This window comes from Amygdalobacter indicium (assembly GCF_029101545.1).
Lineage (GTDB): Bacteria > Bacillota > Clostridia > Saccharofermentanales > Fastidiosipilaceae > Amygdalobacter > Amygdalobacter indicium.
Map to the genome: position 1 here is coordinate 457215 of NZ_CP118866.1, position 21978 is coordinate 479192.

The 21978-nt window shown below is 39.3% G+C and carries 19 protein-coding genes and 2 tRNA genes; 17 read left to right on the forward strand and 4 right to left on the reverse strand.

Features of this window, described 5'->3' with window-relative positions:
• Positions 1-10: 10 nt before the first annotated feature.
• The 7 genes from trpS to PYS60_RS01900 all read left to right on the forward strand — a co-directional run bounded on the left by trpS (position 11) and on the right by PYS60_RS01900 (position 7719).
• Positions 11-1096, forward strand: a complete 1086-nt coding sequence (gene trpS / locus PYS60_RS01870) for a tryptophan--tRNA ligase (RefSeq protein WP_315570331.1) — start codon at positions 11-13, stop codon at positions 1094-1096.
• Between the two features lie 467 nt (positions 1097-1563).
• Positions 1564-2250 carry a YitT family protein gene (locus PYS60_RS01875; protein ID WP_315570333.1) on the forward strand — a complete coding sequence of 229 codons (687 nt, stop codon included), beginning with the start codon at positions 1564-1566 and terminating at the stop codon, positions 2248-2250.
• 1 nt (position 2251) lies between these two features.
• The gene (locus PYS60_RS01880) at positions 2252-2983 is read left to right on the forward strand and encodes a pseudouridine synthase (RefSeq protein WP_315570335.1); all 732 of its coding nucleotides are present in this window, start codon (positions 2252-2254) and stop codon (positions 2981-2983) included.
• Between the two features lie 188 nt (positions 2984-3171).
• Entirely contained in the window at positions 3172-3891 is a 720-nt protein-coding gene (locus tag PYS60_RS01885) for a hypothetical protein (protein ID WP_315570336.1), read from the forward strand.
• A gap of 32 nt (positions 3892-3923) precedes the next feature.
• On the forward strand, positions 3924-5666 hold the full coding sequence (gene pyk / locus PYS60_RS01890; RefSeq protein ID WP_315570338.1) for a pyruvate kinase: 1743 nt from the start codon (positions 3924-3926) through the stop codon (positions 5664-5666).
• A gap of 107 nt (positions 5667-5773) precedes the next feature.
• Positions 5774-6175: a hypothetical protein gene (locus PYS60_RS01895; protein ID WP_315570340.1), complete on the forward strand. Its 402-nt coding sequence runs from the start codon at positions 5774-5776 to the stop codon at positions 6173-6175.
• A gap of 92 nt (positions 6176-6267) precedes the next feature.
• Positions 6268-7719 (forward strand): S1C family serine protease, encoded by a 1452-nt coding sequence (locus PYS60_RS01900; protein WP_315570342.1) that lies wholly within the window; start codon positions 6268-6270, stop codon positions 7717-7719.
• Positions 7720-7834: 115 nt separating this feature from the next.
• On the opposite strand, the gene PYS60_RS01905 is transcribed toward PYS60_RS01900, so the two are convergent.
• From PYS60_RS01905 to PYS60_RS01915, 3 genes are all read right to left on the reverse strand, one after another.
• Positions 7835-8221: a helix-turn-helix domain-containing protein gene (locus PYS60_RS01905; RefSeq protein WP_315570344.1), complete on the reverse strand. Its 387-nt coding sequence runs from the start codon at positions 8219-8221 to the stop codon at positions 7835-7837.
• Positions 8222-8361: 140 nt separating this feature from the next.
• Entirely contained in the window at positions 8362-9150 is a 789-nt protein-coding gene (locus PYS60_RS01910; protein ID WP_315570345.1) for a metal ABC transporter permease, read from the reverse strand.
• 3 nt (positions 9151-9153) lie between these two features.
• Complete coding sequence (locus PYS60_RS01915; protein WP_315570347.1) at positions 9154-9858, reverse strand: metal ABC transporter ATP-binding protein; 705 nt, start codon at positions 9856-9858, stop codon at positions 9154-9156.
• A gap of 175 nt (positions 9859-10033) precedes the next feature.
• Here PYS60_RS01915 and PYS60_RS01920 point away from each other — a divergent pair.
• From PYS60_RS01920 to PYS60_RS01960, 9 genes are all read left to right on the forward strand, one after another.
• Positions 10034-10105 (forward strand) — tRNA-Glu (locus PYS60_RS01920).
• A 101-nt stretch (positions 10106-10206) separates the two neighbouring features.
• On the forward strand, positions 10207-10605 hold the full coding sequence (locus PYS60_RS01925) for a DUF1292 domain-containing protein (RefSeq protein WP_315570349.1): 399 nt from the start codon (positions 10207-10209) through the stop codon (positions 10603-10605).
• A gap of 32 nt (positions 10606-10637) precedes the next feature.
• Positions 10638-10967, forward strand: coding sequence for a DUF1292 domain-containing protein (locus tag PYS60_RS01930; RefSeq protein ID WP_315570351.1), 330 nt, complete (start codon positions 10638-10640; stop codon positions 10965-10967).
• Between the two features lie 6 nt (positions 10968-10973).
• Positions 10974-11840 carry a CPBP family intramembrane glutamic endopeptidase gene (locus PYS60_RS01935; RefSeq protein WP_315570353.1) on the forward strand — a complete coding sequence of 289 codons (867 nt, stop codon included), beginning with the start codon at positions 10974-10976 and terminating at the stop codon, positions 11838-11840.
• Between the two features lie 84 nt (positions 11841-11924).
• Positions 11925-14279, forward strand: coding sequence for a Cna B-type domain-containing protein (locus PYS60_RS01940; protein WP_315570355.1), 2355 nt, complete (start codon positions 11925-11927; stop codon positions 14277-14279).
• A gap of 147 nt (positions 14280-14426) precedes the next feature.
• Complete coding sequence (locus PYS60_RS01945; RefSeq protein ID WP_315570357.1) at positions 14427-15653, forward strand: dicarboxylate/amino acid:cation symporter; 1227 nt, start codon at positions 14427-14429, stop codon at positions 15651-15653.
• 249 nt (positions 15654-15902) lie between these two features.
• On the forward strand, positions 15903-18059 hold the full coding sequence (locus PYS60_RS01950) for a DUF1430 domain-containing protein (protein ID WP_315570359.1): 2157 nt from the start codon (positions 15903-15905) through the stop codon (positions 18057-18059).
• Positions 18060-18683 carry an ATP-binding cassette domain-containing protein gene (locus PYS60_RS01955; RefSeq protein ID WP_315570361.1) on the forward strand — a complete coding sequence of 208 codons (624 nt, stop codon included), beginning with the start codon at positions 18060-18062 and terminating at the stop codon, positions 18681-18683.
• A gap of 121 nt (positions 18684-18804) precedes the next feature.
• A tRNA-Val gene (locus PYS60_RS01960) sits at positions 18805-18878 on the forward strand.
• Between the two features lie 35 nt (positions 18879-18913).
• On the opposite strand, the gene PYS60_RS01965 is transcribed toward PYS60_RS01960, so the two are convergent.
• Entirely contained in the window at positions 18914-19789 is an 876-nt protein-coding gene (locus tag PYS60_RS01965; RefSeq protein ID WP_315570363.1) for a TraX family protein, read from the reverse strand.
• Positions 19790-19959: 170 nt separating this feature from the next.
• Between PYS60_RS01965 and rho the strand changes: the two genes are divergently transcribed.
• On the forward strand, positions 19960-21891 hold the full coding sequence (rho, locus tag PYS60_RS01970) for a transcription termination factor Rho (protein ID WP_315570365.1): 1932 nt from the start codon (positions 19960-19962) through the stop codon (positions 21889-21891).
• Positions 21892-21978 lie beyond the last annotated feature (87 nt).

The following is a 21978-nucleotide window of genomic DNA, read 5'->3' on the forward strand; positions in this document are numbered from 1 at the left end:
GGAACTCGGAATGGGTAATATAATTTTGACAGGAGACAGACCGACAGGCAGACTGCATGTAGGTCATTATGTCGGATCGTTAAGACGGCGGGTGGAATTACAGAATTGCAGCAACGTCGATAAAATGTATGTGATGATTGCAGATACTCAAGCTTTAACCGATAATGCTCAAAATCCCGCTAAAATCAGGGATAACGTTCTGGAAGTAGCCTTGGATTATCTGGCTTGCGGTCTGGATCCGCAAAAAGTGACATTTTTTGTCCAATCGGCTGTTCCGGAATTATGTGAATTGACAATGTATTATATGAACTTGGTTACAGTCAGCCGGCTGCAACGTAATCCGACGGTGAAAAATGAAATAAAACTGCGCGACTTTGAAACTTCCATTCCTGCCGGTTTCCTGAATTATCCTATCAGTCAGGCTGCCGATATTACAGCATTTAAAGCCGATATTATACCGGTAGGTGAAGATCAGCTGCCGATGATTGAGCAGTGTCGGGAAATAGTCGACAAATTCAACAGTATTTATGGCGAAGTGTTAGTATCGCCTACAGCTGTTTTACCGAAGAATTCCGTCTGCAATCGCCTGCCGGGTATCGACGGTAAGGCCAAAATGAGTAAATCACTCGGTAATTGCATTTATTTGGCGGATGAAGAGGATGTACTTAAGCAGAAGGTAATGTCGATGTTCACCGATCCTACGCATTTGAAAGTGACAGATCCGGGACGAGTTGAAGGCAATACCGTTTTTACTTACCTGGATGCTTTTGCTGTGGACGCTCATTTCGCTGAATATTGCCCGGAATATAAAAATCTGGAAGAAATGAAAGAGCATTATAGGCGCGGCGGCTTGGGAGATGTTAAAGTAAAACGCTTCCTTTTAGCTGTTTTGGAAGATGTTTTACGTCCGATTAGAGAAAAACGGCAGCAGCTCAGTAAGAATTTGGCCGATGTTTATGACATTTTGCGCTCCGGTTCCGAAACGGCCGAACGGCAGGCAGCTGCAACTTTAGCTCAAGTCAAAAAAGCTATGCGTATTGATTACTTCAGTGATGCAGAATTTTTGCAATCACAGCAACAACGATATAATAAATAAAATTTTGTGCACATTCGGCGCTTTCTCTTCGGCAACATTGGAAAAACGAAAAGTGAAGCGCCTTTTTTTTATTATTATGAGCCGCTGAGCTGCTTATAACGGCAGGCAAATTAGAATTACTTGCCAATTTCCCCGATATATGGCATTATAATAGCATGAGTAGCGATTTAGAAAGTCGCGCGATGGTTACCGTCTGCTGTAGCAGAAATTTTTTAACTGTTATTTTGTCAGGCGAGTAGTTTTTATCTGTTACTACTTTGAACGATTCAAAGCGCTACGTCAATCCTGATGTAGGTTGGCGGCAGAGAAAAAGTTCAAATGAGGCAGAGTTTTTACAAGAAAAAATCAGCAAACAAATATCATCAATCACCATCTGAGAACCGGAGACCTAACCTTTTAGAGCTTAGGTAACTTTAAGTTTTGCTAAGGTGTGCGTCCCCGATACCGTAACCGGTATGAGGTGTTATATGCTGAAGTTTTTTGAACGTCATTTCGGCCTGGATAAGGTTTCTTTTTTCAGCCTTTTTATTGGCTGTTCTTTAATGGCTTTTGCTATGGTAAATATACATATGCAAGCCAAAATAACCGAGGGCGGAATGCTGGGATTGTCTTTACTTTTAGCCCATTTCAGCGGCTTGGAGCCTTCTTATTGGGGCTTAATAACGGACAGTACAATTTATTTATTAGCTTTTTCTTTATTAGGAAAAATGTTTATAAAAAAGGCATTGTTCTCCGCCGCCCTTTATGCTTTGATGCTGAAGATTTTTATGGCGATAGGACCTGTTTTGCCCAGCTTGGCCGCTTATCCGGCTTTAGCTGCCGTTATCGGCGGCTTAAGTATCGGCGTCGGCTGCTCTTTTGTCGTTTTGTTGGGCTTTGCCACCAGCGGCGACGATGCTTTCGTTTTGCTTTTATTTAATAAATTGAAAGTGCCGATGGGCATGACATACATGGCTTTGGATTTAATCGTTTTAGGATTGTCGATAAGTTATTTACCTTTGGCCAATGTTGCATGGTCATTAATGACAACGATGATTTCTTCCGCTGTTGTCGGCAAGTTCGAAACGTCCGCATTGGCTAATTATTTGCATCGGCATTTGCCGACAAAGTCCGGCGACAAGTTGTTGCTTAAGCCTGAAACTGTGAGAAGATAGAATGAGACTGGATAAGGTTTTGGCAGATAGAGGCCTGGGAACAAGAAGCGAAATTAAGAAAATTTTGCGTCAGGGACAAGTTACCCTGCACGGTCAGGTCGTACTTAAAGCCGATTTGCAAATTAATACTGCTGACTTACCGTATATTTGCTATCGGGGAGAAAAAATAGATTTTTATGCCAAAACCGTATTTTTGCTGAACAAACCGGCGGGTGTTTTATCGATGCCCGAAGCTGAAGGTGTACCTTGTGCTTTGGATTATCTTCCGCCTGCTTATCGCAGCCGTAAATTCAGTTGTGTCGGCAGATTGGACAAATATTCGGAAGGCCTTTTGCTGATAACGAATGACGGCGAGTTGATTCATCGCCTGACCCAACCTAAATGGAAAATCCGGAAATTATATTATGTCGATTTTGAACCGGAAATGTCTTCAACGGCGGCGCAGCTTGTTCAAACTGAATTTGCCCAGGGAATTAATCTCGGAGACTTTGTCACGCTGGCGGCCGAATTTCATCGCCTGAATTCTACAAGTGCCGAAATTACGGTACAGGAGGGGAAATTTCATCAGGTGCGCAGAATGCTGAGCGCTTGCGGTTATACTGTAAAACGTTTGCTGCGTCTGCAGGAGGGTCCGTTGGCTTTACAGGATATGGCCGTCGGAGCGGTCAGACAGTTGGATGAAGCGGAAATTGCTTCATTGTATGCTGAAGTTCAACTTACTCGCACCGATTAACACAAACACCCGACGGCAAAACGAAGTAACAGCTGAATGACTGAAAACATCCTGAGCGATTCGGCACAAAAACGGGCACTTTCTTAAGTTATTAGCTGACAAAAACAATTACAGCAGCTAATTCTTGATATTTTAATATTTATGTCACGCCTTTTCTGTTAAAATATAAATGGAGTAGGAGGTTGTGCATGGATTTTTTAGAAGGCGCTTTGCTTGGACCTATGTGGAGCGATACTGATTATCAAACAAGGAAACATACAGGTGTCAACTTGCTGATTTCTTTGATTTTCTGGTTGTACCTGTTATATGCTTTTTACCGTATCAATACGTCGGGTACGCCGTTTTTAATTGCCGATAATCATTTGAATTGGTTATTATTGGGTTCTTTACTCTTTTTAATTTCTCCTTTGTTGTGCGTTATTTATTATCGCAGTTCTTTGCTTGTGCGCTTTATAATTTTATTTGTGCAGTTTTGCAAATATCTGATGCTTTATTTAGCCTTTTTCAAGTGGCTGGCACCTAGCTTGGATATTGATTTCAGCAATACATTAAATTCTATGACCGTATTTTTGAATGATACTGTCGGTACGGCGATTGAATATTATACTGAGAGATATCAAACTTCCGGCCTTTTTGCCAGTACCGCCGTTTTGGCTTTTATTGCTTTTGTTATCGGGATAATATTGCTCTGCTTATGTATAACATTACCTTTCCTCTATTTTAAGTTGTTGCGCTGGTTACAAGCGGTAACTGACGATGTGATGTGGATCTGTGTTGACTTCGGACGGGTTTTAGTACGCAACAAAACTATTACAATCCCCGCAAGGTTACATAGCCTGGTACAGCATATCAGTCAGGTACAACGCCGAAACGATGCCGGACGCAATAAAGTGCCTAACAAAAAATAAATTGAAAATTCAAATGAATAAGAGGTTGCATTATGAATAAGCGTAAGACAAAAATCATTTGTACATTGGGACCGGCTACCGACAATGAAGATGTTCTGCGGAAGTTGATTATCAACGGTATGAACGTTGCCCGTTTCAACTTTTCTCATGGAACATATGAGGAGCACGGGCGGCGTCTGGCTATGTTAAGACGTTTGTGTAAAGAGTTGAATATGCCTGTTGCGGCTTTGATGGATACTAAAGGACCGGAAATTCGTACAGGTCACTTTGTTAATAAAGGCGTTAATTTGCAGGAAGGCACGAAAGTCGTTATTTCGCATGAGGATGTTTTAGGTACGGCGGAAAAATTTTCCGTCAGCTATAAGGACATGGATAAAGACTTGAAAAAAGGAGACCAAATCTTGATTGATGACGGTTTGGTCGGCTTGCGGGTTGAGAGCATTGAAGACCGCGATATTCATTGTGTCTGCACCAACTCAGGTCCGGTTTCTGATTACAAGAGCATCAACTTGCCTGAAATTAATACTAATTTGCCGGCATTGACCGAAAAAGACGTGGAAGATTTGAAATATGCCGCAACCAACGATTTTGATTTTATTGCAGCTTCATTTATTCGTAAGGCCGCGGATGTTATTGCTATTAAACGTATCCTGAAAGAATACGGTGCCGCTCATTATGAAATTATTTCTAAAATTGAAAACCGGGAAGGTGTCAGGAACTTTAACGAAATTCTGGCAGTTTCCGACGGTATTATGATTGCCCGCGGCGATTTGGGCGTTGAAATCCCGGTGGAAGAAGTTCCGGCTGTCCAAAAAATGATGGTCCATGCTACATATAAGGCGGGCAAACCTTGTGTAACAGCGACCCAGATGTTGGATTCGATGATTAGAAATCCGCGCCCGACAAGAGCTGAAGTTACCGACGTTGCCAATGCTATTTATGACGGTTCATCCGCTACGATGCTTTCAGGTGAAACGGCAGCCGGTAAATATCCGGTTGAAAGCTTACAGATGATGGACAAAGTTGCCCGCTTTACCGAATCTAAGATAGATTACTGGAAACGTTTCGAGCAGGAACGTCACAGCGAACTTCCTTCAGTTTCGACGGCAATTTCCCATGCTTGCTGCACCACGGCTATGGACTTGAATGCCAAAGCCATTATGACGGTCACTATGTCGGGACGTACAGCCCGTGCTATATCACGTTTCCGTCCCGCCTGCCCGATTGTTGCAACCACAGTTTCCGAACGGGTCTTAAGAAATTTGCAGTTAGCTTGGGGTGTTCAGGCTTTTTTGGTGAAAATTGCGAACAAGGAAGATGATTTATTTGCCGAATCGATCGCTTTGGCGGAGCAGAACGGTATTGTCACCAAAGGCGATGTTGTTGTTGAAACATGCGGTAAACCTTTAGGTTTGAGCGGCACGACCAACAGCTTGATGGTTCAGAATGTCGGCAATATTTTATCTAAAGGCTTGGGCTACGGTAATCATAAAGTTACCGGAGAAATTATGGTCTTGAAGAGCACCGACTTTGTGGAGAATCTGGAGATGCCTCACGGTACAATAATTGTAGCTAAGCGCATCAGTGAAAAACATTTGCCGATTATCAGAGGAGCTGCCGCCCTGGTGGTTGAATCACAGGGTTCGGAAGATTATACGAAGATCGCCGGTTCAATTTTGGATATTCCGGTCCTTGTCGGCTGTGAAAATGCCACTAAGATTTTGAAAAACGGCTCTATTGCCACGTTGGACCCCGATAGAGGTATTATCTATTAATGCGGCAAGCGACATGATTTGCTTGATTAATCCAAACTGCCATTATTCCTGTTAATAGTGGCAGTTATTTCATAGTTGACGCTGTTCGAAGAAGGAGGGAGAAGAAAATGGTGAAAACGACAAGCAAGGAAGAATTTGTTGTAACTTGCCCGTTTTGTCGACAGGAATCTGTCTGGTCGCTGCAATTGCAATGGAGACAACAGAAAGATTTACTTTGTCCTGAATGTAAGAACAATGTAAGCAGAATAGTTTTGCAAGGTGCTTTGAATTTACAAAAACACCGCTTATTGAACTTGTTATACATTTGTGCGGCGCTTTTTGTCGGTGCTTTTTTGACCTGCTTATTTATCGTTAAAGCTTATAGTAACGAATTTAATCGCCTGCCGGCGATGGCGACTTTTTTATTTTCTCTGGCAGCAGTTGTTCTGGCACTTGATGCGTCGGTGTTAATAGTTTTAATTAATCGGCTAAGATTTCTGCGTAAGCGTTTACAGCTGCTTCAACAATAAAATACCACTTAGTCGGCGCTTTATTTGCAATAAAGTCAAATTTCATTGTTATACTAAGAGCGAATTAAAGTTCAAAGGAATAAGGTGATTATATGCAGGATGAGAATAATAATAATTTTGATTATCAGGCTTTTTGTGAGCAAATGTCGAAAAATATGCCGTCTGTTAAGAAAAACGCGGGAGCGAAATTTTGGAAAATCAGTTTTGCCGTTCTTATAATTGCGGGTGTAGCTTTTTCGCTTTTTTCCAACTTCATTTTGCTGCAAAAATACAATAACTTATTAGCCAATCAGAGTTCTGATAACAGAAGCGCTCAGCATGCAGCTGCTTTTGAAAATCAGGATAATACGACGAGCGGAGAACAGCTGGCAAGCGGCGGTTTAAGCACGCAACAGGTGGTGAAAAAAGCAATCCCGGCCGTTGTTGCTATTAAAACGGAAATAGAAGTCCAGAATTTTTGGGGCAAAGACAAGGTGACGGGAGCCGGTTCCGGCGTAATCATTGATAAGGACGGTTATATTGTAACTAATTATCACGTAATTGAAGGCGCGAAAGAAATTACCGTCAATTTAGCCGGTGATGATACTGCGCACAAAGCCAAGTTGGTAGCCGGAGATGCCAGAACTGATTTAGCGGTACTGAAGATAACCGACAAAAAAGGACCTTTTCCCTATATCAAACTTGCCGATTCGCAAAAAGTCGAGATCGGCGAAAAAGCTATTGCCATCGGCAATCCTTTAGGTGACCTGGAAGGTACGGTGACCCAGGGAATAATTTCCGGTTTGAATCGTGAAGTTTACACTAAATCTGCGCAAAGCGGTAAATTAACCAGATTGAATAATGTAATTCAGACGGATGCTTCCATTAATGCCGGTAATTCCGGCGGCGCTTTGCTGAATAATCGCGGCGAACTGATCGGTATAAATACGGCCAAGGCATCATCCCGTGACGGCGTAGGGGTAGAAGGTATCGGTTTCGCTATTCCGTCCAACACTGTCAAAAGAATAATCAGCGAGTTGTTGAAAAAAGGCTATGTCAGTGGCAGACCGGTTATGGGCATAAGAGTAACGGATGTTTCCGAAAGTAACGCCGAATTATACGGTATGCCCGTAGGTGTCTATATTGTTGCCGTTGATAAAGATTCCGCCGCCGAAGCAGCCGGTTTACGCAGACACGATATTATAACCAAAATGAACGGTGAGCCTACCAAAAATTCAACAACCTTGAATGCTATTAAAGATCGTTATAAAGCCGGTGATACGGTTGAACTTGAAGTTTGGCGTCAAGGTGAGACTAAGAAGATTAAATTGACATTCAGCGAGGCCAAACCTGAGAAAAACACTTCAGCCAAAGAAGAAAAACAAAAAGATGCAGATAAGGCTGAAGATGACAACAATAAAGAAGATAGTACGGCGAATGGCGCGGAAAAGAAAGGCAAAAATAGCCCGAACGGCAAAAGTAAAAGAAAAGCGGTCAAACGGAACGATTCTGATAGCGACAATGAGTTTGAAGGCAATGATCGGGAACCGGACGCTTTTAAGTGATTGATTCTTGCGTAATATTTGTAATCCCTTTTACCGTCTCTCTTTGAGGCTGTAAAGGGGATTTTTCTATTTTCGCTGTTTTTTTTCGGTGGCTGTTATTACTAGGATAATTCCGTCACTTGGAGCTTTTTTCCTGCTCTTTGGCTTGCCAATAGGCAGCTTGCAGCAGCCGCATAATTTCATCCCGTTCATCTGCATTCAAATTACCGCCGACAAACAAGGAGGTCAGACTGTTAAGTAAAGCATAAGCGTCATCTTTGGCCTGCTTCCCGCTCTCCCTGTAAACTTGATGCACGAAATTGCTTTGTTCATCTAAAAGATAGTTATAGTCAACTTGAAAAATTTGAGCCAACTTTTCGTAAGTTTCTTTATGTTTGGGAAAACGTAAGCCGTTTTCGTAATTAGATAAACTCCTGACACTGACACCTAATAATTCAGCTAAATCTTCTTGCTTAATGTGTCGTTCAGCACGAAGCTTCTTTAATTTTTCGCCAAAATTCACGGCCAATCTCCTTTTCTTAGATGTATAAACACAGCTATGCCGAAACTCGCTGCACATGCAATTAAATTCAAGTGAATTGTAACTTTACATGTATTTAATGTCAAATGCAGGTAAGATTATAAGAAAGATTGCGGAAAAGACTAATCAACACGAGATATTTTAACAAGCAGGCAGACACTCAAACTCAATGCCGCCGAGAGAATTATCGCCCCTCCAAGCGGAATATCGGCCAGATAAGAGAGGATAATTCCCCCGAAAGAATTTATTAAAGCGATAAGCACAGAAAGATGTAAAGTGCGATAATAGCCCTTTTTCAATAACATGGCGGCAGCTGCCGGTAATACCAACAGTCCGGAAATTACCAATGTTCCGGCAACTTTAGCAGCTGAAGCGACCGTAATTGCAGTTATGACGGAAAGGGAAATGTTAATTAAATTAACCGGCAGACCTTGAACGGCGGCAACTTTTTCTTCCAGAGAGATTAAAAGTAAATAACGTTGTAAGACAATAAAATATATTAAAACAATAACTGTCAGAACTATAATTAACAGCAGATCAAAATTACTTACACTTGCCAGACTGCCGAAAAGGTAGGCGGACAAATTGCCGGCAACAAAAGCATAATTTGCGAAAATTGCCGCCAAAGCAATAGTTACACTCATCATAATAGCCAGCACAATCTCACTGTATTGAGGATAATAACGGCGTAAATATTCAATTACTGCAGCACAAATAACAGTAAAAATCAGCGCCGTCACGGTAGGATTGATGCCGCAGGCAAAACCTAAAGTGACACCGGCCAAAGCTCCATGCGACAAAGTATCTCCGGATAAAGAGAGATGACGTAAAACTAAAATATGTCCCAAAGCGGCACAAATAAGACTCAGACAGACGGCGCAAATCAAGAGCTTAAGCAAATATATCTGCATAGATTAAAATTCTCCTTCTTGCATTTGTTGTTCGGAAAATTCGGAAAAAGTATAGCGGACGCAAGCAGTCTGCTCAATTTTGAGCACGGTCGGGGCCTGCTTAGCCCAATTTTCCCAGGCATGTGTTACGAAAATGCCGATAAATTTCGCTTCCTTCTGTGCTGCCCGTAAAAAACGGAAAAAATCATTTTGTCCCAATTTATCCAAGTTTACAGTAGATTCATCCAATAAAAGGATTTCAGGCCGGCGCAGCAGGCAACGAGCCAACTGTAATTTTTGCCGTTGGCCGGAAGACAGGTCGCTGAGCAGGCAATTGCTGTAACGACTTAAATTCGCTTTATCCAACCAGTCCGAGCACTGTTTTTGTTCTCTGGGCGACAAAGATTGCCAAAAAGGGAGATTGTAGTAATAACCTGATTCTATGTATTCTTTACAAGTTATCGGAAAATCCGGAGCGGCATTGGCGTTTTGCGGCAGATAAGCAATATTGATTTTACGCTGGCCGAATTCTATTGTTCCTTGCTGCGGCTTTAGCAAACCGCAGATTAATTGTAATAAAGTAGATTTGCCGCTACCGTTTTGTCCGACTACGAGATAGTTGTTTTGCGGATATAAATCAAGGTTGACATTTTGCAATACGATTTTGTTATGATAAGCAAAACTTAGATTGCGGATTAGTAATGTTGGTTTTTCAATAGTCTGGCACATCGTTTTATCCCTGATAATTGCTGAATTTGAAAAAATTATAGTTCTAATTGATTTCTTTGTTATTGTAATTGCTCTGCCCGGCAACTACAAGTCGGGTGAAATTATCATAGATTAATAGCAAGAAGCCTGTCGATGTATTGCATATGCTTTTTTTATTTGTTACAATAATGAACACGGCTCTATGGTCAAGCGGTTAAGACGCCGCCCTCTCAAGGCGGAATCCCGAGTTCGATTCTCGGTAGAGTCATTAACGGTCAATCAGGCATCAGCAGGTTGACCGTTTTTCATATTTACTATGAGATTAATTGCATATGTTATAATTTGAGAAATCATAAAAGGGGCATGATTATGAAAAAGGATAAAGACAACAAAAAATTGCAGGACAGTGAATTAAACAACGAGGAAGTTGAAGTTATGCCGGAAGAGTCGGAACTTTCCGATGACGATTTAATGGCCGCTTCAACAGTTGTTTTAACCGATTATGAAACAGGAGAGGAATTTACGTATTACGTTGCGTATGAGTTTCCTTTTGAAGATGAATATTATTATGTATTGGTTTCAGCAGCTGAAACTGATGAACCGGAGGCTTTATTCGCCCGTTCGGTCAAGTTGCCCGACGGCAGCGAAGGCTTTGAAACTTTGGCGGATGACGAGTTTGATAAAGTTGCCGATGAATATGAGAGATTATGCGATTTAATGGATGAGGATGATGAAGAGGAATTGCCCGACATCATCTATAACGAATAAATAGTTAAAGTCAAAGATTGTCAGGTAGATATATGCGTGGACAGAGACCGACAGATTTAGAAGAAAAGCTGATTGTTTTAGAAGATTTGGATAACGGCTATGAATTTTATATGCGAAAACTCGATTTGTTTGAATTGAATCAGCAGGAATATATAGTTTTTGCGCCGTTTGAACCTGATGACGGAGAACATAACGCTCCGGATATTATTATTATGCGAATTTTACATATTAAACCGAATAAAAATAACAGGCTCAAGCAGGAAGAAATTCAATTTGAATCAATACTTAATCGCAATGAGCTGGATGCGGCATTTACCCGTTTTAATGAAAGAATGGTTCTGGACGCTTTGGCAAAGGAGTAAGAAATTATGTTGACAAAAATTAAGGCGATTGCTAAAACTTTCGGAGGCTTGTTGTATTTTTTTCTTGTTGCGGCTGCAGTTCAAACTTTCGTTTTTATTTTTGCCATGCAAAAACCGCTAACGCCGGAAAATGCAACAGATAAATTAGCAGCTTCTGTTTTTCCGCTTGCAGCTTTAATTTACAGTATCATTCAAAGCGGTACATTCATTTCGTATGCGCTAGTTCGCAGGCGCAAACAAACTGATTATATCGCCGTGAAAGTTCCGGCAGGCAGAACTTTTCTCTATATACCGTTTATCGCCTGTCTTTTGTTGTTCGTCAGCTCGCTTTTTTCCAACTTACTCGTTTTTTTAGCGAAAAATTATGCCTTTTTTCAAAGTGCTTTGGAAGAATACAACAATATGATTTTGCAGAAAATCAATCCGTTTGCACCGATTACAATTTTGTCTGTAGTAATTTTAGTGCCTATAGCGGAAGAATTATTTTTCCGGGCGATGGTTATCGGCGAATTGAAACGCTTTTTTCCCTTGCCTGCAGTTTGTTTTATTTCCGCCTGTTTGTTTGCTTTGGCCCATTGGAATTGGTTGCAGTCGGCATATACATTTGTTGCCGGCTTGATTCTTGCCGCCGTATACGTTTGGACCGACAGTATTTTTTATAGTATTTTGTTGCATGGATTTTTCAATTTGTTGGGTTCTATGCTGCCTTATTGGATTAATCAGCTTAATTTTGCTGATGCGGAAGTGATTTTCAATTTGCTTATAATATTATTCGCTGTAGTCGGCTATGTTTATTTGCGTAAACTGTATCGTAATTACCGGCATTTACAGGACCTTAAATTACATACTTCTGAAAATGAAGGCGCTGATTGACTGTAAGTCCGTTCAGCGCTTGGCGGTTTTTGGCGACTTGGTAGAGAAAACAGAATTATGACTACTTTTTTGAGAGGCGAAAACATGCTTAAGAAACTTTTTTATCTGATCTTGTCGGTAGGTATTTTAACTTTTATGCTACCTAACAATTTGCAAGCGCAGAGTAATGTGCTCAACTTGCAATATACAATATATAGTCAAAATCCCGATATACAGAGTTTTAAGAATGAAGTTGATGACGGTGGATTCTTTTCAGATGTATATGAATACGAATTTGAGCAAAAAGATATTAAGCAGAAGACGCAACTTAATAACGGATTATATCGTTATGTTATTGAAACGAGCGATGAGGACGCGAATTATAACGGCAATGTTCTGAATGTCAATTTTACTGAACCGAAATTGGGCAGAAAACAGGGAAAAATTACTATAATTAACGGGCAAAAATATTTACAGTTAGAATTTAGAGAGAAAATACTAAAAAAATATGCGATTAAGTTTCAGGATGCTGCCGGAAAAGAATTGCAATTTACGGCAAGTTCTATTTCCTTAAAATTAGCAGATAATAAGAGTATTAATTTGCAACAAAAAAATAAGATGTATTATTTATATAGAGAAAAAGAATATACAGATCAAGGCGATTTTTTACCGTTGGCTGATTTAAATCTGTTGAGTAAGCAAATTGTCGAAATTTCCGGACGACAATATATACTGGAGAAAACTGTTTTAGACGATGATGTATACACTTTCACTTTGAAATTAGCAGAAAAAGCTGAAAGAGAAATCAAAATCAGCTTTGATATGAGCTTGCCTTATACTATAAGTGACGGGGATGAGCTGGAGTTGCTTATGCCGGACGGTACAGTTAATAAAGTTAAATTATCTGCATTTAATGGTCGAGGTGAAGCTGATTACAACTATAAATTGCTAACTATAAAAGAAGGCGCAATCAAGTTGAAGGAATTGCCGAGAAGTTTACGCTCCTATTATGGAATAATAAAGCAGGAATTTGATCCGAAGACTGAAACCCTGCGCGTTAAATTGGGCAAGCGTATAGGCATTGTCGTATTGCAGCCGCAGGCAGATGTTAATTATAACAACTGGATACCTAAGTCTATAATTTCCGGAGTTGCTTTAAATTTAGCGGATGAAAAGGGAAATATTATTCAAAGCGGGCAGAAGCGAGTAAACATGTACGGCTGGGAAGCTAACGATGTTTTTGTATCGCAGGCAGGAACTTATTGGATTCAAATTACGGCAATAAATGGGAGAAACGATTTAGACATCACAAGAAAATATCAATTGCAAATAAAAGAAAACGGTAGACCATATCTGCAAACTTACAACGGTCAGGAATATGCTTTGGCCAATCCTTTAGGAGCGGAAGACGGCACGATTGCCGATGATAATTCTTATACGATTAATTTGTTAGGCAGCAAAACTTTATATTATATTTTGCCGGGTCATAAAGCTGAATTTGCGAAAAATGTAGTAGATAAAACAAACAATCAATTGTTACAGACGCAACAGGTAAAAAATGGTGATACGGTAACTTTTAATTTAAAGATGCTTATTCCGTCTGATCACAATATCCTTTTACATAGCGGCAAATATGCTAAACTTGGCAATAAAAATGATTTAAGTTTTGCTGATAACTTAGATCCGCGCTTGCGTTTCGTTGAAGGAAGCTTACATTTAACCGTTAACGGTCAGCCGACTGATGATTTTATCGCTACATACAATGCGCAAAAGCACGCTATCGTCCTGCAAGACAAGTCAAAAACGTACACAGCCGATTTTGACTTTAATAATAATATTAAACTACCGCCTAAGGCCACGTTGGAATTAAGTTTTACGACAAAAGTTAATTGGACAAGCAATTCCCCCAAAGGTAATATAATCAATGAATTGGCCGGCGAAAAAGTAATATTGAAGCCTGTCAAAGATATTAAAGTACAGAAAATATGGCAAAATTCTGAGGGTGATAATATATCTGCGCTGCTAAAAGCAGTTAACGTTAGACTTTATCAGGATGGTCAGAAAACGGATAAAACTTATGAATTGACTGAATTAAATCACTGGCAGATTACAGTCACCGATTTACCGATATACAGCTCGCTTGATCAGCATAAAATTAGTTATGAATTGAAGGAAGAATATGATGATAATGCTTATCAAGTAATTTATAACAAGAAAGATGATAAAGTAACGATTATTAATAAGTTGAAAGAAAAGAAGCCGCAGCCGACCAAAAGTGAAAAAAATAAATTGACCGAAATCCCGGATAATCCGCTGCCGTCGACCAAGATTACCAAAAAAATTGTTGCAAAGACAGGGGAGAGGCATTCTAATACAAAAGCCGGAGGATTTTGTTGCTTGCTTTTAGCTGTTGCAACTGTTTTTGGGCGAAAGCAGGTCTTTACAAAAACCGACTATTAATAGCAATTAGCATAAAAATTACGCAATTGAAAATAGTATTTTTAGTCGGATAAAACATAAATATGTGAAAAGAATCACTAATTCTTGTTTTTCCCGCTCGCTTAATTCTATAATTATAGCTAATTGAGGCGAAAAGAGGAAAAAACTATGACGAAAAAATTAAAGTTATCTCTGGCTACGCAAATACTTATAGCTCTTTTTGGGGGCATAATTTTCGGCTTGATTTTAATGGAGACGGGACAAGCTGATTTTGCCGCTGCTTATGTTAAACCGTTGGGTCAAATTTTTCTTAATTTATTAAAATTTGTCGTTGTACCTCTGGTTTTAACTTCCATTATCGACGGTGTAATTTCGCTGAAAGATATCAAAAAAGTAGGAACGATCGGTTTAAGCACAATACTTTATTATAGTTTAACGACAGCTTTTGCTGTCGTCGGCGGTCTGCTGTCGGCGCATATTTTTAAAGGAACATTTCAATTGCTGCAAACAACAAATTTGAAGTTCGATCCGGGCAAAGCTACAGGTATTATGTCAACTATAGTCGGTCTTTTCCCTAAAAATGTTTTAGGACCTTTAGTTGAAGCCAACATGTTGCAAACGATCGTTATCTCTCTTTTTATCGGCTTTGCAATTATAATCTCGCAGGAAAAGGGTGCACCGCTGGCGAAATTAAATCGTTCAATTGAAGATGTATTCATGGTTATCATGGAAATGATTGTCAAAATTTCACCTTATGCCGTTTTTTGCTTGATAACTCCGGTTATCGCGGCTAACGGGGCGGAAGTTATCGGCTCTTTAACGATGGTTTTATTGGCGGCCTATGTTGCTTATGTTTTTCATTTGTTGGTAGTCTATTCTTTCACAGTTAAAGTCTTGGGTAAGACTTCTCCGAAAAAATTCTTTCAGGCCGTCCTGCCGGCGATGGTCTTCGCTTTTTCCAGCGCATCCTCTGTCGGCACCTTGCCGCTTAATGCTGCTTGTTTGGAAAATAATTTGCATATCAGAAAAGATGTTGTCAGCTTTGTTTTACCGTTGGGCGCGACGATTAATATGGACGGAACAGCTATTTATCAGGGCGTTTGTGCCGTTTTCATTGCTGCCTGCTATGGTATAAATTTAACTCCCGGTCAATTGTTGACTATTGTTTTGACAGCTACTTTAGCCAGTATCGGGACAGCAGGAACCCCGGGATCCGGCATGATTATGTTGGCCATGGTTTTGCAAAGCGTCGGGCTGCCGGTGGAAGGAATTGCTTTGGTAGCGGGTATTGACCGGATCTTTGATATGGGAAGAACTGTGGTTAATATAACCGGTGACGCCAGTTGTGCTGTAATTGTCAATCGCCGGGAAGACTTGAGAGAAGCGGCGAAATGATGTAAGTTTATGCAGCGGCCGTTTGTTCGGCATTTTATACAAAGACGGTATTATTACCGCCTTTTTTTGCATTCAAATAATAATTTTACTATACCGGGACATTATCATTTGTGACTCATAAAATCACCAATTCAGCTGTCCGACGTATTGACAAAAAAACATAAATTACTACAATGAAATTAATACAATTAATTGTATAGCAGTTTTTAATAAGTGTAAATAAATGTTTACACTTGAAAGGAGCATCTTATGAAGAAGATACTTAGTTTTTTTCTACTCCTTTTTGTTACGTTGGGATTATTTATTTTATTTCAGTATTTTGCCAAGCAGGAAATAAATCAATTCAGTTATGTCGGGCGTACACAAATTATCTTAAACACCGATGCAAGATTAAAAAATGAAGAAGCGTATCAGGAAATAAAGCAAATAACCGCCAAATTCGGCGTTAATATTTCTCGCTTAATTTGGCATGACTCTCAACATTTAGCTATATATACTACGGACGGAACGCTTAAAAACAACATTTTTTTACAACAAGGAAGCTTTCCGGCCGAAAATTCCGACACTTTTATCAGCAACCGACAAACGGAAGATCCGCATCAAGTAGGAAAATTTAATATTCTTTCTCAAAACTTTCGCCTGGAAATCGCTCCGTTCAGTCGCTTGCAGGAGCTAGGCGGCTATATCGGTATATTTTATTTAGACGCAACAAATATTGACGTTGTCAAGCAAATAAAAGAGGAATTTAGCGCTAAGTTGGGCAAGTGCGAAATTTTCCAAGCTTACGCTCAAAATAATATATTAGAAGAAATCATTTCAATGATACATAACTACAGAATCAATGCGGCATTTTTATTGCTTTGCTTTTTCCTGTATTCTATATTCTATATTTATTATATTTTACGCCAAGCTAAAAAAATAGGAATTCTGCAAATTAACGGTTATACCGATTTTAATATTCTAAAATCCCTACAATCGGGCGTAATTAGTGCCTTTGCCGTTTCAATCTGTATAAATTTAATTTTTCTTTTTGCTTATTTATACTATTGTAATATAACCCATTATATCTTCAGATTGACACTAATTATTTCAGCACTGTATTTATTCCTATATATTTACAGTCTCTTGCTTGCATTCTTCTACATTAAAGTGCAAGCATATATGTACAACCAAGCAGAAATCATCAAGGGTAAAAGACCGTTCGCTGTCCTTTTTTCTTTACAATTGGCAGCTAAAATGTTAGTCCTCATCTATTTAGTATTTTGCATTACTTTGAATCAAAGTAATTTACAACGGCAGAAAAAAGAACTGAAAAACAATGAGCAATGGCAGGAGGCCCAAAATGTTTATTTATTAAGAACCTCCTTTATTACTAATAAAATCAAAGAAAGAAGACCTTTAGAAGTAAGAGCCGCCAATCTTTACCGAATTTTGGAAAAAGAAAGAAATTTATTTTTGCTCAATACTAAGAAGTATAAAAATACAAATAATTTGGAAGTATTAAATGAAAAGGATCTTCGAGCTGCTTTGACAGAACAAATTATAACAGTTAATCGGAATTACTTAAAACGGCATCCTGTATTTTTGCAAGAAGATAAAAAAATCAGCGAAAAAGATCTACTTGTTGATAATTTTACCTTGAATGTATTAGTTCCGAAAAAATTGCAAAAGTTTGATAACTTACTTAAGGATATTTTGAAGGAACAATTTTATTTCCAAAAAGTTAAGGTGGCCGATATTTACCACAAAGAATTTAAGGAAGAATTGGAGAAAATCAAGCAAGCAGACTTGCGAATAAATATCATTTATATTGCCGATGACAACAAATATTTTACTTATAATGAAAATGTAGAAAAGGCAAAGGGCAATATAATTTACGACCCGATTGTAGCTGTCGATACCGCTAATATTGATGCCAGCTATTATTACGCGTATTTAATGTCTTCCTGTTATTATTACAGCCAAAACAGTATTAATCCGATTAGTGAGATAATGCCTTATATTCAGAAACTGGATTTAGCAGCTTCGTACAATTCGGTTGCGTCCGTTTACAATCAAAGAGGTGCTGTAATTGCAAATATAATTAAAAACATTAAATATTTGTATATCATAACCGGATTACTTATAGGTTTGCTTTTTTTGACAGTCATACTGTTTACCGTTTGCTACTTCACTAAAAACAGATACAGTATTTGTGTTAAACGCTTACATGGTTATAATTTCGGGCAAATTCACGGTTTATATCTACTCTTTAATATCGGAATTACTTGCCTTTTTATTTTGCCGTCAGCAATAAGTATGTGTAATAAATTGTTGATAGTTACAACGGAAATAATAGTGATTTTTTCTTACGGCATGTATTTGCAAAGAAAAATATTACATCAAGTTTTACAGGAGGGGAAATAGATGATTCAATTAAAAAATATCAGCTTAGCCTACGGCGAACATCAAATATTTCATAATTTGAATTTGGATATTGCCGATGGTGAATTTGTTGCAATCGTCGGGAAAAGCGGCAGTGGGAAAACTTCATTGCTTAATATTATCGCTCTTTTAGAAAAACCTAATCAAGGATATGTTTTAATTGATGGGAAGAAGTATACGTCTCAACGTCATATACTCAGATATCATCGCAGTTTGATGAGTTTTTTGCTGCAAAATTTTGCTTTGATCGATGAGGAGAGCGTCGCTTTTAACTTGCAGATAGCGGCTAAATTTGCCGTAAATCCCGATAATCCGGCGCAAGATATTGCTTCTGCCTTGAAACAGGTCAATTTACCGGAGAGTGTTTTGTCGCAGAAAGTGTATCAATTGAGCGGAGGTGAGCAGCAAAGAGTAGCTTTAGCCCGATTGTTAATTAAAGATGCAAAATACATCTTGGCGGATGAGCCTACAGGTAATTTGGACCGGCAAAACAGTAGAATTGTTTTTGAAATTTTGCAATTGCTCAATAAACTTGGAAGAACAATTATCATGGTAACGCACGATGAGAATTTAGCACAACAGGCCAAGCGAATTATTGAGATTTAAGTCGCTAACGTCAAGTCTTCAGCTTATACCGGGACATTATCATTTGTGACTTATAAATAATAGCGGAACTAATACAAGAAGTTTGACAATTATCTCAAAACATGTATAATTATCTTGCTTCGGGTGGTTAGCTCAGCTGGTTAGAGTACTTGCTTGACATGCAAGGGGTCGTTGGTTCGAGTCCAATACTACCCACTTAAAAAGGCTCAGATTAATCTGAGCCTTTTTCTTTACCTGATTGTAAGATATTGTATATAACAAATTAACAACAAGTGTAGGGGATAATAGAAATAAAGCAGACGACTGACCCACCATTTCGGCCGGTGACTTTTGGCGGCTAACGGCAATAAATAGGGAATAAAAATAACGAAAGTTTGCACATCGCCGAACATTAAACTGTTTATACCGAACCAGGGAAGCAGATAATCGGCCAATAATAAATAAACTCCGATAACACAAGCTAAGCGTAAAAGGTAAACGGGAATTAAATTTTGCAAAGCGGTCTTATCGAGCTTCGGATTGAAATCGCCGCATTTATAAACGATAAAATGCAGAGTCGCGATAAACAGCAACCCGAAAACGGCATAATCGGTTTTGAAAATATAGACGAGTAAAAGACAGCAAATAGCTAAAACCAAGCCCAGGAGCAGACAAATAAAAGCAACATACCTGTTTTCGGTCGGCGCTGTTAATTTTTGCCATAAGCGGCAGTTGCCGTAATGAAAAAGATGCCACTTTTCTGTCTTGCGTTTGCCGCTTAATGAGCGGTAGGAAGCGATAATCAGATCCAAGCTCATTATAAAAACAATTCCGGCAAACAACGTGAAGAAAATATTGACGAAATCAGCTATATCCCGTACGTGCCAATGGGTATAAGCGAAATGTATGGCATATTGTGAAATTACAGCCAAGAGACCCAAACGTGCTAAATATTTGGCAATACTGTGCGTACGCCTTAAACCCATTACGCAGTCATATGCGAAAATAGGGAAAGAAAGACGGCATATTAAGCGCAGAATAAAACCGACTTCGTAAGGAATATAATGGGGCCATAACCAACACATATGGTCGATAGTCATTAAAATAAATGCAATTAATTTCAGCATTTTTACTTTCCTGCCTTTTTCTGAATTAGTAAATATGTTAAAATACTTTCTGTTACAAGTCTAGTACAGAGGTCAAATTTCTGTTTTTTCCACTGATTATACTGCTTGCTCGTTACAACGTTCGGGTTATTTCCGCTTATCCGGACAATTTTATTTTCCTTGGAGGATACATGGTTCCGATATTTTATAGTGAACTCAGCAAAGAAACGCTTGTTAAATTACTGGTCAAGCGTAAATTAATGAAAATCAGTAAGGCGCTCCCGAAGAAACGTCAGGAACTTATGGAAACCCTGATGGCCGATGATCAGGCGCACGGTTACAAAACGATTGTGGAAGCTAATCCCGATGTTGAATTTACCCCGGAAATGTTCAGCAAAAAGCCTCGTAAAAAAGAAATTTACGAACAAAAAATTATGACTCAGGAAGCTGCTGCCGAACAGGGATTTATAGCAAACTCGGCAGAACCGAAAATTTTACCGACCGAAGCAGGAGAAAGACAGAAGGAAACAGTAAAAGAAGCAGCGAAAAAAGCGCAGACCGTTTCACCGACGAATGAAGAAAAAAAGCAGATTTTAACGGTCCGGGATGATAACAGCAATACAAAAATAACCGTTACCCCGCGTACACCTCAAATTCAGACTAAATCTTATAAAGCTAATAAAGCTGATAATTCTCGTAAATTCAATGCTCACAAACGCGAGAACCGCAATTCGGAAAATAATAAAAAGTATGCGAAAAAAGTGGCGGAAAACAGCGAATTGAATTATGAAAACACCCCTGAAGTATTACTTAATCCGGAAATTGAAAATAATAATGTAGCGCCGGAAATTATTACCGTTAATGAAAATCAGGCAGTTAATCCTGTCAATGAAAATTCGGAAGTTAATGAGATTAATGAAACGGAAGCACTTGAGCCGGAAAAAAGAGAAGTAGTCGGCGGCGTCCTCAATATTACCCAGGAAGGTTACGGATTTTTACGTACAGAAAATTACAATTTAAGCAGTAATGATTATTTCGTTTCCCCGCAATTAATTCGTCGCTTCAATTTGCGGGAAGGCGATTATGTCCGCGCCTATTTACGCAAAAAAAGAGGTGATGAGCGCTTTCAGGCTATCAATTATATTAAAGATGTTAATGATTTAAGCCCGGAAAAATTGTTCAAACGCCCTAATTTTTCGCGTTTGGTTCCTATTTATACGCAGGAAAGATATACTCTGGAAACTTCAAGTAATGAATTAAGCACCCGCATTATTGATTTGATTTGTCCGATCGGTAAGGGACAACGCGGTATGATAGTTTCGCCGCCGAAAGCCGGTAAAACCATCTTATTGCAAAAAATTGCCGATGCTATCAGCCATAATAACCCTGAGGCGCATCTGATTGTTTTGCTTATAGACGAGCGACCGGAAGAAGTTACCGATATGCAAAGACGAATTAACGGAGAAGTTGTCTATTCAACTTTCGATCAAACGGCGGAAAATCATGTCAGAATTACGGAATTGGTTTTGGAAAGAGCTAAAAGACTGGTGGAATTGGGCCGCGATGTGGTAATTTTACTTGATTCGATAACCCGTTTGGCACGTGCTTATAACCTGACGATTAATCCTACGGGAAGGACTTTATCAGGCGGCTTGGATCCGGGCGCTTTATATGGCCCGAAACGCTTTTTCGGTGCTGCCAGAAAAATTGAAAACGGCGGCAGCCTGACGATTGTTGCGACAGCCTTGGTTGAAACAGGTTCCAGGATGGATGAAGTTATTTTTGAAGAGTTCAAAGGTACGGGTAATATGGAAGTCTTCCTGGATCGTAAATTGTCGGAGAAGCGTATTTTCCCGGCTATTGACATTAATCGTTCCGGTACGAGACGGGAGGAGCTGCTGCTGAATGAAAGAGAGCTTGATTGTGTCTGGGCTATCCGTAAGGCTTTGAGCCGCCTGGATACAGCTTCAGTAACTGAACTTATCCTCAACTTTATGCAGAAAACTAAAAATAATGCTCATTTCATCGAGTGTATCACTATGTCTTTGAATGATAAGGACATTATAGAATCGCTGGTGAAAAAGAATACCGGTAATAAAAATAACTCCGCTAACGCTTTTTAGTCGAATGCTATTGACAGTGACGGGGAATTAGCGGTAGACTTATAAAGTTATTACTGGTATGGCATATGTGAAGTTTAACTGTCACAC

Coding starts and splice junctions, on each gene's coding strand:
- rho (WP_315570365.1), top strand. CDS start 19,960: ATGGTTCCGATATTTTATAGTGAACTCAGCAAAGAAACGCTTGTTAAA.
- PYS60_RS01950 (WP_315570359.1), top strand. CDS start 15,903: ATGAAGAAGATACTTAGTTTTTTTCTACTCCTTTTTGTTACGTTGGGA.
- pyk (WP_315570338.1), top strand. CDS start 3,924: ATGAATAAGCGTAAGACAAAAATCATTTGTACATTGGGACCGGCTACC.
- PYS60_RS01915 (WP_315570347.1), bottom strand. CDS start 9,858: ATGTGCCAGACTATTGAAAAACCAACATTACTAATCCGCAATCTAAGT.
- PYS60_RS01875 (WP_315570333.1), top strand. CDS start 1,564: ATGCTGAAGTTTTTTGAACGTCATTTCGGCCTGGATAAGGTTTCTTTT.
- PYS60_RS01900 (WP_315570342.1), top strand. CDS start 6,268: ATGCAGGATGAGAATAATAATAATTTTGATTATCAGGCTTTTTGTGAG.
- PYS60_RS01885 (WP_315570336.1), top strand. CDS start 3,172: ATGGATTTTTTAGAAGGCGCTTTGCTTGGACCTATGTGGAGCGATACT.
- PYS60_RS01930 (WP_315570351.1), top strand. CDS start 10,638: ATGCGTGGACAGAGACCGACAGATTTAGAAGAAAAGCTGATTGTTTTA.
- PYS60_RS01945 (WP_315570357.1), top strand. CDS start 14,427: ATGACGAAAAAATTAAAGTTATCTCTGGCTACGCAAATACTTATAGCT.
- PYS60_RS01895 (WP_315570340.1), top strand. CDS start 5,774: ATGGTGAAAACGACAAGCAAGGAAGAATTTGTTGTAACTTGCCCGTTT.
- PYS60_RS01880 (WP_315570335.1), top strand. CDS start 2,252: ATGAGACTGGATAAGGTTTTGGCAGATAGAGGCCTGGGAACAAGAAGC.
- PYS60_RS01965 (WP_315570363.1), bottom strand. CDS start 19,789: ATGCTGAAATTAATTGCATTTATTTTAATGACTATCGACCATATGTGT.
- PYS60_RS01935 (WP_315570353.1), top strand. CDS start 10,974: ATGTTGACAAAAATTAAGGCGATTGCTAAAACTTTCGGAGGCTTGTTG.
- PYS60_RS01925 (WP_315570349.1), top strand. CDS start 10,207: ATGAAAAAGGATAAAGACAACAAAAAATTGCAGGACAGTGAATTAAAC.
- PYS60_RS01955 (WP_315570361.1), top strand. CDS start 18,060: ATGATTCAATTAAAAAATATCAGCTTAGCCTACGGCGAACATCAAATA.
- PYS60_RS01910 (WP_315570345.1), bottom strand. CDS start 9,150: ATGCAGATATATTTGCTTAAGCTCTTGATTTGCGCCGTCTGTCTGAGT.
- PYS60_RS01940 (WP_315570355.1), top strand. CDS start 11,925: ATGCTTAAGAAACTTTTTTATCTGATCTTGTCGGTAGGTATTTTAACT.
- trpS (WP_315570331.1), top strand. CDS start 11: ATGGGTAATATAATTTTGACAGGAGACAGACCGACAGGCAGACTGCAT.